Source organism: Pseudomonas sp. NPDC089407 (genome assembly GCF_044900445.1).
In the GTDB taxonomy this organism is placed as follows: domain Bacteria; phylum Pseudomonadota; class Gammaproteobacteria; order Pseudomonadales; family Pseudomonadaceae; genus Aquipseudomonas.
Map to the genome: position 1 here is coordinate 111,559 of NZ_JBJDNB010000017.1, position 11,866 is coordinate 123,424.

An 11,866-nucleotide genomic window follows, 5' to 3' on the forward strand; every position below is an offset into this window, starting at 1 on the left:
CGTCGCGATGGGCTGCGAAGCAGCCCCGGCAATTTGTGCATCTGTGCGAAAACCCTGGGGCTGCTGCGCAGCCCATCGCGACGCAAGGCCGCTCCTACAAGGGCCAGTGCTGGCCATAGGAATCGTGCAAGACAGTTGCTCCCAGGGACTGCGCATCCAGTAAATACTATTCAGCGCTCACGCATGAAGAAACCCGCGACGAACTTGCGGAAAGTCTCCAGGCTCTTGAAATCGGCATAACGCTTGAAGTTTTCAGCATCCGGCTCTGGGCCAATCGGCTGGTCCAGCAGTGATATCGACAGCACTCGGTCCTGGTCAGAGGTCATCACCAGTTCATCCATTACCTGGCCACCAATCACCGGCCGGCGCATCTGTACTTTCACGCCCTTGCTGGCCATCCAGTCGATCAGCGACACCAGTGCCTTGAGCGGCTCGCGTTCCTCGTCGCGGTACACCGGGAACAGGTGGGCGCGTGACAGCACGGGCACGCTGGCCACATGGATCAATTCATAGTAATGGCTGCCGGCACTGGTTGGTGAATAGAGCATCAGCGCCAGCAGCGGCCCGCTGGTGCGGTTGCCACCCCAGAACAGGTGGTGCCCCTGGAAGTCGAACCCGTCTTCGCTGCGGTTGTTGAACAGCTTGCGCCCTTTGATCTGGTCGACACAGTCCAGCAACAGGCCGTGGCGGCGGTGGTTGCCGAACACCGTGGCTTCGCGCAGGCGGGACTTGAGCATCATCATGTGCTTCATGTCCAGGCGGGTTTCCAGGTAGTTGCTGGCGGGCACCCGCTCCAGCAGCGGGTAGCGGCTGGCGACGCTGCGCAGTTCGGCAAACTGCACGGTCAGGTCCTTCTTCAGGTGCGTGGCATACAGGTTCAGGCCACTGGTTTCGATCCAGGTCAGCAGCAGCGACAGCAGGCGCTGTTGTTCGCGCCGCTCGCTGCCATCGCCGCCCGCACTGGCGGTGCCGGCACGGAAGTCGCCAATCAGGCGCAGCGGCGTGTCGGGCGGCAGCCAGGCGGCAGGTGGCGCGGGGTCGTTTTCCCGTTCAGCCGCCTCTCGTTCGTCCTTGGTGAACGGGCAGCCGGGCGCGTGCTCGGCAGTGCCGGGGTTGTTCTTGAGGAACAGCGTGCCGGTATTGCCGTTCAGGGTGACATTGAGCACCGGCAGGGCGTCGCTGCGGCAATCACAGGCCAGCCAATGGTTGGCGTTGCGCACCTTCATCAGCAGCTGGTTGGCCTGCAGCAGGCGCGGGCCACCCAGGCTGCCGGTGGCAAAGCCGACCAGCAGCTCTTCTTCGGCGGGGGGCAGGCTGCGCACCTGGGCGGCGGTTTTGTCGATGATTCGCATGAAGCAGCTCCAAGCTACGAGCCCCAAGCTTCAAGCAAAGTCGCGCCGCTTTCAACTTGTCGGTCAGTTGCCGCCAAACATCTTCGCGGCGCGGGCGCGAATTTCGTCAGGGGTCAGGTCTTCCTTGTGGGTAGAGACGAACCAGATGTTGCCGAACGGGTCCTTCAAGGTACCGCTGCGGTCGCCATAGAACTGGTCGGTCAAGGGGTGCAACTGCGTGCCGCCGGCAGCCAGGGCCTGAGCGTAGACCTTGTCGCAGTCTTCGACGTACAGGTGCAGGCCCACGCCTGCGCCGCTGAGCTTCTGGCTGGCGGTAAGGCCGCCTTCCATGTCGCAGGGGTCACCCAGCATCAGCGAAGAATCACCGATCTTCAGTTCGGCATGGCCGATGCGCCCGCCGGGGGCGTCAAGGCGGAACATTTCTACTGCGCCAAAAGCCCGCTTGTAGAACTCGATGGCCTTGGCGGCGTCGTTGATGGCCAGGTACGGGGTGATGCTGTGCTGGCCTTCGGGGATGGGTTTGACTGCCATGTTCGACTCTCCTGTGCAGTGGGCGCCGGTTGGCGCCCTGTTGCTTAGAGTCGTTTGCACAGAGGGGAAATCGACAGCGGTGCTAGATCGATTGTCTATAAGGGCAGCGATTTTAGAAGATGTAGTCGGTGGTCAGGAAGCTGGACTGGCGGTTGCGGATGATTTCGCTGATCAGTTCCTTGTTGGCCTCCTGGAAGCGTGTGGCGACCAAGGTGCGAATCGAGAACACGCGCAACGCGTCATGCACCGACAGGGTGCCTTCGGCGCTGTTCTTGCGGCCGTTGAACGGGTAGGTGTCGGGGCCTCGCTGGCACTGCGCGTTGATGTTGATGCGCCCGACCTGGTTGGCAAAGATGTCGACCAGGCTACCAATAGTCGCCGGGTCGTTGCCGAACAGGCTTAGTTGTTGGCCGTAGTCGGAGTCCAGTACATAGTCGATCACCGTCTGCAGGTCGCGGTACGGCACCACCGGCACCAGCGGGCCGAACTGTTCTTCGTGGTACACGCGCATGTCGTGGTTTACCGGGTACAGCAAGGCCGGGTAGAAGAACGAGCCGCGGCTGTGCCCGCCACCTTCGTTGAGTACCTGTGCGCCCTTGGCCTTGGCATCCGCGACCAGGCTGTCGAGGTAGTCGACCTTGCCCGGCTCGGGCAACGGTGTCAGTGCCACGCCTGGCTCCCACGGCATGCCAGGCTTGAGTGCAGCGAGCTTGCGCTGGAATTTGTCGAGGAATGCGTCGACCACGTCTTCGTGGACGAACAGGATCTTCAGTGCCGTGCAACGCTGGCCGTTGAACGACAGTGCGCCGGTGACCGCTTCTTCGACGGCGTTGTCGAGGTCGACCTGGGGCAGCACGATGCCCGGGTTCTTGGCGTCCAGGCCCAGCGCCGCGCGCAGGCGGTGGGGGCGGGGGTGCAGTTTTTTCAGGTCGCTGGCGGCTTTGTGCGTGCCGATGAACGCAAAGACATCGACCTTGCCACTGGCCATCAGCGCGCTGACGGTTTCCCGGCCACGGCCGTAGATGACATTGATCACCCCCGGCGGGAAGCTGTCGCGGAACGCTTCAAGCAACGGCCGAATCAGCAGTACGCCGAATTTGGCCGGCTTGAACACCACGGTGTTGCCCATGATCAGCGCCGGGATCAGCGTGGTGAAGGTTTCGTTCAGCGGGTAGTTGTAAGGCCCCATGCACAACGCCACGCCCAGTGGCGCGCGGCGGATCTGGCCCAGCGTGCCTTGTTCAAGCTCGAAGCGGCTGGAGCGGCGGTCGAGGTCCTTGAGGGCATTGATGGTGTCAACGATGTAGTCGCAGGTGCGGTCGAATTCCTTTTCCGAGTCCTTCAGGTTTTTGCCAATTTCCCACATCAGCAACTTGACCACGGCCTGACGCTGCTCACGCATGCGTGCAAGGAAGGTTTCGACGTGCTGGATACGCTCGGCCACGCGCATGTTGGGCCAGGCGCCACGGCCCTTGTCGTAGGCCTGCACGGCGGCGTCTAGGGCGGTGAGCGCGGTGTCGGCATCGAGCAGCGGGGCGCTGCCCAGCAGCACCTGGCGCTCCTCGTTACCTTCCTTGAGCCAGACCGGGCTGCGCACCGTGGCCAGCGGGCCGTCCCAGCGCTTGAGTGCTCCGTTTACCAGGTAGTCGCGTTGTTCCAGCGGGGCTCCCAGGCGCCAGGTTTCGGGAATGTTCTCGGCGCTGGGGAAAAGTGAATCGAGCAGACGGTCCATGGGTACTGCACCTCACATGACAGGGCGAATTTCTAGCCGGGTGAAACGCTTCAGCTACGAGCATGCACCGGCTGCCGGAAAAACACCAGTCTGGCTTAACATGGCCGACAGTGCCTGCCTACGCGTCGGCAGGCACCGTGGGTAAGGGTCAAAGCGGCAGGTTGAAAAGGTTGTACGGTGGGTGCGAAAGCCACTCCTCGCGTAGTACGGTATCTGCATCGATCACAGCAAGGCGGCGCCAGAACTCTGTGCGGGCCTGATGCGGGTGTGACAGGAAGGGTTCAACGTCCAGCAATGGCCGAAGGTCGCGGCGGTACTGCAGTGGCAAGCGTTGCCACAAGGCGGTTTGTGCCGGGCCTGTCTGGTAAAAGAATTCCTCATAATCACTTTCACTGACCAGCAGGTCTATCTGATGAATGCTGTTGTAGGCATCGATTTCTGCAAGTGCCGTTTCGCCCAGCCACTCGCTTTCAAGGCGCAGGGCGTCGGCGACAGGCCGAGCAACGTTGAACCCGGCAGGCAACTGGCGGAACTGATTGGCCGAAAGATCGAGCATGAACGGCTCGCTGACCAAGCCCAGGCCCGGTGGAAGTTCGGTGAGTGCGCAGCCTGTCATGAACAAGGTTTTCAGCTCGGGAAGCCAGTTCAGGTCCGGTGCCACAAGCAGGGGATTGTCGCTCAGATCAAGCACGCTGAGGGCACTGTATCGGTTGAGTGTTTGCTGAGCCTGTTCATCCCAGGTTATGCGGTTGCTGTCCAGGTCGAGCCAGCGCAGCTGTTGCGGGCGTGCCAGGCGCGGTAACTGGTCGAAGCGGCAATGGGTCAGTAGCAGGCGCTTGAGAGCGGGAAAACGCTGCAGGAACTCGGCGGGCAATTGACTGAGCGTGTGGTTATTACTGAGCGAAAGGTGCTCCACGTGGGCGAAATCGTCGGGTAAGGCAAGGCTGGCCAGGTCTTCGTTGCGCAGGCCGCGGCTGGCCAGGTCAAGCTTGTACAAGCGCTCGCCGCCCTGGAGGGTCAACCTTGAAAGGCGCCGCCAGGCGTTGATGATCGGGCGGATGGCGCGGTGGCGCTGGTGTGGGTTTGCCGGGTCTGGCCTTGCCCATTCTTCAAGTTGGTTGCGCAAGTTCTGCAGACGTTGTTGCAGGTCGCGTAGCCGCTCGCTGGCCGAGCGCATGTCATACAGGTTGGGTTCCTCCTGCTCGTTGCCCAGCCATTCGGCAAACTCTGCATCGGTGGCCTCGGGGAAAATGCGTCGATAGCTTTGTACCAGCGAGCCGGTCTGGCGTGGGTGAGCCGGGAGCGGCGCCAAAGGGCGGCCACCGCGTAGCCAGCCTTGGGGTTCACGGCGCGGCGCACTCGGCCCCCAGAGGCGCTGCTGAAGCACCGAACGATGTTCATCTACCCATGCCATCAGGTGCTGGTGTAATACGTTGCCATTGCTTTGCACAATACCCAGGGCTTCGCGCTGCCGGCGTGGTAGTGCCTGTTCCACGGCGCGGCACAGGTCGGCATCACGCCTGGCCGGCGCCGGGCGATCACCCAGATCGGCTTCATACCCTTCTGCAGACTTGATGACCCGGCACCGGGTGGTGGCTCGTTCACTGCCTACGTGATCCAGCACAGGGCCATGCGGGCTTGCGCCGCGCAGTTCCAGGCGCAGTTCTGCAGGCCAGCCGGGCAAGGCATCCAATGCACTGAACAGCAGCCTTTCACTGTCGCTGCTGGCCAGCGCCGGTTGCATGACACCTTCCAGAGCGCGGACCAGCGGCAGTTCGCTGTGCAGCTGTTCGATCTGTTGGCGAACAACTGCCGGAAGTTCACCTTGCTGTTGCCAGGCAAGTGCTTCGACACCCTCCAGTGACGCCAGCATGCGCCTTGACAGGGGCGGGGAGAGGTGAGGGTAGGCGGTAATCAGCTGCTGCTCCGCCGGGCTGATGGGCGTAATACCGTTATAGAGCTGCTCAAAAAGACTTGGCGTTGCTGTGGCGCCTTGGGCCAGTACTTCGGCCTGTGCCGCCATGCGTTGCAAGGTATCAAGAAACAGCGGTGGCGCAGGCTGGCCTTGCAGATGCACCTGGCGCAAACGCTCGGCGTCGAGGCCGCAGATGCGAGCGGCCTGCTTCAGTTGTTCAGGGGCGAAGGCTGCGAAGGGCTCACCCAGGCGGCGCGCGAGGGTTGAAAATGACCACTCGGTGGGTTGTTCATGCTGGCCGTGCCAGGCGCCTTGGCCGTTATGCTCCAGGGGTGGTTGCCAGGCGTCTGGCACATCCGGGTGGACGATGCGCCATTGCTGGCGGTGGGCATCGTAACGCTGTTCGTAGAGCTGGCCGTCCATGCGGATAAAGTGGCGCCCTTGGTGCAGGTACTGGCCTTGGGTATTGGGCTGCAGGTTCTCCGGCAGTTCCACGTTACTGCGATAGGGCGTGAGGTCTGTGTTCCACAGGCGGTAGCGCCCGTCGCTGCCGCGCACTTCCTGCAGGTTCTGCAGCAAAGGGCTGTTGAACAGCTTGGGGAGCACTTTGCCCGCCGCGACGAAGCCGCCAATCAATGCCAGGTTCAGGCCGACCGCCTCCAGGTGCTGCAGCGCCAGATGGCGGTCGCCGGCTTCCCAGGCCTCGTAGCCTTCGTAGGCTTCGCCCAGCAGTTGGCATGCGGTCACGGCCAGCATCAGGGTGCCGACGGCGGGTATGAAGAAACCGGCGATGTTCAGGGCGTCCAGCCCGAGGTTTTCCCATTCTTCCTGGCGCCTGGCGCGGGCAGTGGCATCTGCCTGCGCGGTGGGGACCGCAAGCAGGCCGGCTTCATGCTTCAGACGGGCTACGTGCAGGTCCTGATAGAAGCCGAACGGCTCGGTCGTGATCGCCTGGCGCGTCGGGCGCAGGTCGGCGTGCGCTGCGCGCTGCCAAGGTTGATCAATGGCGCAATTGCCTGTGGCATCAAGGTTCTGTTGCAGCAGGTCAAGAAAATGTGCGCGCTCATCCTGAGTGATGTAGGCCATGAAAGCCTGACGCGCTGCGGGCTCCAGCAACAAGGTCGCTAGCGCTTCGTGCACCGCTTCAAGGTTGTTGCATTGGCGCAAGGCCGGTTCATGGCCGGGCATGAACAGCGCCAGCCCCGTGCGGCCAACCTCGACCAGCATCACTTCGTTCAGGGTGTGACCGAACAGCGCCAGCTGCCAGCACCGCACGTTACCGCCTTGCAGTAGCCGCTCGATGGCATCCCGCGCGTTGCCGTCCAGCAGGTGTTGCATAAAGGCAAGGTCGGCCGCCAGGCGCAGGCGGTCCCGTTGTACGCGCGTGGCCTGCGTACGCACGCCAGGTGGGGCGAAGTGCTGCGCCAGGTGTGTCTGGTACGCGCCGCCAAGGTCCAGTGCCCGGCACAGTGTGGCGAAGGTTTCGGGGGTGAGTGGCAGGCGCTCCACCTGATAGCGCTCCGAACTTAACGCAAAGTGTGCAACCGGTGCTTGCATGCCAATGGGCGCTGAGCCTTGTACCTCAACCTTGGCCACATGAATGTCATCACTCAAGGCAATAGCGCTCTCGGCGGTAAAGGCCTCGTCATCAGCGAAGTTCTGCAGGGCGGCCTGCAGCAGGTTGTCGCGGCGATGACTGTTGAGATAACGCAGCCCAATCCAGTGCCAGTTATGTTCAACCCGCAGGAGCTGGCAATTGCGCACGGGTGCGTGAACGCCATGTTGGGCAAGGCAACCTTGCAGCAGCGGCTCGGCGAATTCGCTGATCTGCCTGAGCCCCTTGAGCGAGCGGGCCAGGGCTGCTTGCGAGCGCATCAAGCGTGTATGGCTGGCATGCACCGCCTGGCGCAGGTCGGGCGCGGCGTTGGCGAACCAGTCCTGTCTCTGCCACTGCGCGTCCTGGCTTTGCTTCAAGCCCGCCCAGTGATTGGGCGCTGCCTGGCGAGCCCAAAGTGGTAGCTGGGCCGCAAGCAGCGCTTGGTGGGGATTATTGACCGGCATGGTGATGCTCCTGTTATGCGAAGGAGGCATCAAACGTTATTCGGTAATAGCGAAGTGGTACTTGGATATCGCTTGGGTCGGGCACGCTTATAGCTAAGTTTTATTCAGCCTGGCTTTTAGTGAAGGAAATTTGACGCCATGAAACTTCTTCAAATGCTATTGAAGTGCCACTTGCCAAAGTGTTTCGTGGCATCTTAAATTGTTACTGAATGTGAGGTTTTCAATGTGCGGTTCATCTATATATATCAAGATGTTAAGTGTCTTCCTCTGATTTGTTCTCTTTTCTGATAGGCCCTAGGGTAACTTCATAAGGACGTCGAAGAAGAAATGAAAGCGACCCTGACAGCCGTGGCGCGAAAATTCATCTCGCCCTCCCAGCGTTACGAAATCAGACTGCTGGGCAGCCAGCTGCGTGAAGTGATGGCTCGTGCCTGCTTGTGGCGCTGGGAGGTTGCGAGGTTCCGGCCGCAGCAGGAGAGCCCTTACGAAATTCTCTACATCGGCCGCAAGCAGCAGCGGGAGATGGCCAAGCTGCTGATCGCTGGCAAAGGGCAAGGCAGTGCCTTGATCGTTGATAGCGCCAGCGCAACCACAGCAGCCAACCACGTGGTGCTGGTCAGCGAAGTGCCTACTTCCGGCGCTTTGTCGGTACCGCACTACCTGAGCGCGGTGGTGCCACTGGGGCGTGCGCTGGAAGACATCACCGCGCGCTACGACAGCGAACTGCGGCGCAGTATCCGCAAGCACCGCCCGCTGTACCAGATGCGCCAGGCGCTTTCGGATGACGAGATCGCCATGGCCGACCGTGACCTGTTGCGCCCGTATGCCACTGCCAGGCAAGGCATGCATGCTGCGCAGTTCCCCACGGATGAGGTGTTTCGCATCGCCAAAAGCGTTGGCCGGCTCGACTTGATCACCTTGGGTGATGAGGTCATCGGTTGCCACCTTGGCTGCGAAGTGGTGCGTGGCGGCAAGCGCTATTGGAGTACCTTGCGTTTCGGTTATTGCGAAGCGGTATTTTCTGACGCCAAGCGCTTGCGCGAGGTGAATTCGATAACCACGTTCATGGCCCTCGAATGGGCACTGGAACAGGGTTTCGATTATTACGACATTGGCCTGTGCCTGGCGCGTCCCGATGACGGCCTGCTGAAGTGGAAGCGCCGTCGCGGGGGAGATATCGACTCGCTGGGCAACCATGCTTATCTGTTTGTCCGTTTGCCCAAGACGGGAACGGCGAAATTTCTCTGGGATACGCCGATGTTTGCGGTGGAAGGCGACAAACTGACCTTGCACCTTGGCTTGCCAGAAGGGCCTAGCGATGAGGAAGTTGCCAGCCGTTACCACGAAATGGTGTTCGGCGGCCTGCACAAGATTTACCTCTATGGCGGTAACGGTGCAGGCGAATCGTTCGTCGAAGCGTTGCGCAGCCGTTACGCCAACCTGCAGTCACCGCCCGCCATGGAGCGGGTCATGTGCAGTTAAGGGGTTGCAGGGAACGCATTGATCAGGCGCCTCGCGCCAGGCTTTGGACCTCGTCATCAAGGGGGAACGCTTCATGGGAAGCGACGTCTCGCAGTTCAGTGCTTCGACTGCCGGTAAACAGCACAACTGGACGTTGGCCGCTTACCGCTACATAGCGCGCAAGCGGTTGGGCAAGCACCAGGCTATCGACCTCAAGAGCATTGCCAGCAAAAGCTGGGACATCGCGCCGGGCGAAGCTGCGGTGACACCGCCGGCCATTTACCTGCCTGGCCAGCTGGAGCGGGTGACAGGGTGGGAAGGCAAGCGCTTCTACCCCTACGTGCACCCGGCACGCACCATGGAGGGCGGTACCAACGCGCTGCACGGGCCAACCCGCGGATACCTGGTCAAGGACGTATGGCTGGTCGATGGGGCGTTGTACAAGGGCAACGCCAGCCACTGGCTTTCGCAGAAGCCGAACAGGTTCCCGACCGTCATCGTTGACAACGAAATCGATCGCGGCGCCATCTACTGCACGCAGAACGGCAATAGCTGGTTCGGCACCTGGCTGATGGAAGATTGCCCGACCTATGCGCTGGCCTGTAACGAGGGTATCCCGGTGACCACCGCGCCTTCTGCCAGATACCCGCTGTTTACCCAGGGGCCGGCCTATGAAGACTGGCTGGACATGAAGCCGTTGCGCCTGCGCAGTGCCTTTTTCCGGGAACTGGTACTGTTCGATGACATGAGTAATAACCGCAGCCGGCACGCCCGCTATCGGGCCATGGGTGACAAGCTGCTGTCGCATGTGCCGCATGCGCCGCACCCCGGGGTGTTTCTGCTGCGCGGTGGTGACGGCGAACTGCGCATGCTGCGCAACGAACTGGAACTGGCCGAGCACCTGCGCGTGACGCGGGGTTTTCGCGTCGTCAACCCGCTGAAGTCTGATGTGCCGAGCATTATTGCGGCCTGCGCCGGGGCCAAGGTGGTCATCGGGGTGGAGGGCAGCCAGCTGGTGCACGGGGTGAATGTGCTGCAGGCTGGCGGTTGCGTGGTGGCGTTGCAGCCGCCGAACCGCTTTGTCAGCTACTACAAGTACCTGACGGACCGTGACCATCAGCATTTCGCCTTTGTGGTAGGTATTCCGGAAGGCGACGGCTTCAGGGTCGATATCGATGAAGTTGAACGCACATTGGACCTGATCCCGCGTTGAATGTGTAATATCTACGCATCAGGCTACTGCGGTGAGGCGAGGGATGATCGAGGTATCACGTTTCTGGCGCGATCCTGCGTTGCCATTCGTCGAAGCCCGCCGCGTAGGGGACGGGCGCCAGGTGTGCTATGCAGCGCACGCTCACGAGAGCTTTTCCATCGGGGTGATCACGGGCGGGCGCAGCACTTACCTTAATGGCGAGCAGCGCATCGAGGTGACGGCGGGCACCACCGTATTGATGAACCCAGGCGTCGTGCATTCCTGCAACCCCATTGCCGGGGAGCCGTGGTCTTACCTGATGCTGTTTGTCGACATGCCGTGGCTGCAGGCGCAGGGGTTCGCCTTGCCGGCGCAGCCCATGAGCACATCGGCTGTGCTGTACCAGCGGCTGTTGCAGGGTTTTGCCGACCTGTTCGATAGCCGCGTGCCGGAACGCGAGGCTCGGCTGGCGGCCTTGTTCAGCGAGTTGCCGGCTTTGCTGGAGGGCGATGGCGAGGTGAGCGGGGAAGGCAACCCACGGCTTGAGGCGGCGGCGGCTTTCATACGTGCTCATCGCAGCGATCCGCTGTGCCTCGAAGACATTGTCGCAGCCTGCGGCCTGTCGCGTTCGTACCTGATACGTGCGTTTCGCCAACGCTTTGGCCTGACACCGCATGGCTATCTGCTTGACCAACGCGTGCAAATGGCGCGGGCGCAGTTGCGTCAGGGGCGGGCCATTGCCGACGTGGCGCAGGAAGCAGGGTTTGCCGACCAGGCACACCTGCAGCGGGTGTTCAAGCAGCACCTGGCGGCAACACCGGGGCATTATCGCGATGCAGGCTTCAAAGGACCAGGTAAACCGCGCTACCGACCAGCAGCACTGCCAACCCTCGATTGAGCAGGCGCATGTGCCGTGGGTTGCCCAGGTACTGGCGGATCACGCTGCCTGCCCACGCCCAGCACGCTACCGAAATGAAACAGATGGGCCCATAGATCCAGGTGAACAGCCACAGCAAGTGCTGTTCACCGCCGGTATAGGCGCCGACCCCGGCTACTGCCGCCAACCAGGCCTTGGGGTTGAGCCATTGCATAGCGGCACCGTGCCAGGCCGAGGGCGCCTGAGTTGAATGTGCCTTGCCCAGGTTGCCGTCGTCACTGGCCAGCTTCCACGCCATATACAGTAAAAATGCCACACCGCCCCATTGCAACAGCAGGCCCAGCAGTGGCCAGTGCACAAGCAATTGATGCAGGCCCAGCCCGACCAGCACCAGCAGCAGGCAGAAACCCAGCGTGGCACCGGCCACATGCCCCAGGCTGGCGCGCAGGCCATGGCGTGCGCCGCTGCCCAGTGCGACGATATTGACCGGGCCGGGGGAGATCGAGGCCGCCAGTGCGAAGGCGGCCATGGACAAGGACAGGCTCATGAGCGGGATCCGTTTGGTTTGGGAGTGCTACATCCTCGGCTTACCGCTTCATGGTGTATTGAATAAAAGTACCCGTTCGGGTGCTTGCCTTTAGGTTTTGGGTGCCTGTGAGATCGAGCGCCGCCCGCGCGGCGCTTCGCGGGGCAAGCCCTAATGCCAGTCAGTTAAGACTGCCGGGGCTGCTGTGCAGCCCATCGC

8 protein-coding genes are annotated in these 11,866 nt (G+C 61.8%); 3 read left to right on the top strand and 5 right to left on the bottom strand.

Annotated features, from left to right (window positions below):
• Nucleotides 1-170: 170 nt before the first annotated feature.
• From ACI2KG_RS15240 to ACI2KG_RS15255, 4 genes are all read right to left on the bottom strand, one after another.
• Nucleotides 171-1,352, bottom strand: coding sequence for a hypothetical protein (locus tag ACI2KG_RS15240; protein ID WP_404662487.1), 1,182 nt, complete (start codon nucleotides 1,350-1,352; stop codon nucleotides 171-173).
• Nucleotides 1,353-1,415: 63 nt separating this feature from the next.
• A complete protein-coding gene (locus ACI2KG_RS15245) occupies nucleotides 1,416-1,883 on the bottom strand; it encodes a VOC family protein (RefSeq protein WP_404662488.1) in 468 nt (155 codons plus the stop codon).
• 112 nt (nucleotides 1,884-1,995) lie between these two features.
• Entirely contained in the window at nucleotides 1,996-3,615 is a 1,620-nt protein-coding gene (locus ACI2KG_RS15250; protein WP_404662489.1) for an NADP-dependent glyceraldehyde-3-phosphate dehydrogenase, read from the bottom strand.
• Nucleotides 3,616-3,763: 148 nt separating this feature from the next.
• The gene (locus ACI2KG_RS15255) at nucleotides 3,764-7,591 is read right to left on the bottom strand and encodes a dermonecrotic toxin domain-containing protein (RefSeq protein ID WP_404662490.1); all 3,828 of its coding nucleotides are present in this window, start codon (nucleotides 7,589-7,591) and stop codon (nucleotides 3,764-3,766) included.
• Between the two features lie 327 nt (nucleotides 7,592-7,918).
• Between ACI2KG_RS15255 and ACI2KG_RS15260 the strand changes: the two genes are divergently transcribed.
• The 3 genes from ACI2KG_RS15260 to ACI2KG_RS15270 all read left to right on the top strand — a co-directional run bounded on the left by ACI2KG_RS15260 (nucleotide 7,919) and on the right by ACI2KG_RS15270 (nucleotide 11,142).
• Nucleotides 7,919-9,073: a hypothetical protein gene (locus ACI2KG_RS15260; RefSeq protein ID WP_404662491.1), complete on the top strand. Its 1,155-nt coding sequence runs from the start codon at nucleotides 7,919-7,921 to the stop codon at nucleotides 9,071-9,073.
• A gap of 73 nt (nucleotides 9,074-9,146) precedes the next feature.
• Nucleotides 9,147-10,265 carry a glycosyltransferase 61 family protein gene (locus tag ACI2KG_RS15265; protein WP_400618004.1) on the top strand — a complete coding sequence of 373 codons (1,119 nt, stop codon included), beginning with the start codon at nucleotides 9,147-9,149 and terminating at the stop codon, nucleotides 10,263-10,265.
• Between the two features lie 43 nt (nucleotides 10,266-10,308).
• Nucleotides 10,309-11,142 (top strand): AraC family transcriptional regulator, encoded by an 834-nt coding sequence (locus tag ACI2KG_RS15270; RefSeq protein ID WP_404662492.1) that lies wholly within the window; start codon nucleotides 10,309-10,311, stop codon nucleotides 11,140-11,142.
• Here the strand turns inward: ACI2KG_RS15270 and ACI2KG_RS15275 are convergent.
• The gene (locus tag ACI2KG_RS15275; protein ID WP_404662493.1) at nucleotides 11,087-11,668 is read right to left on the bottom strand and encodes a LysE family translocator; all 582 of its coding nucleotides are present in this window, start codon (nucleotides 11,666-11,668) and stop codon (nucleotides 11,087-11,089) included. The two genes, ACI2KG_RS15270 and ACI2KG_RS15275, sit on opposite strands and share 56 nt — an antisense overlap.
• Between the last annotated feature and the right edge of the window lie 198 nt (nucleotides 11,669-11,866).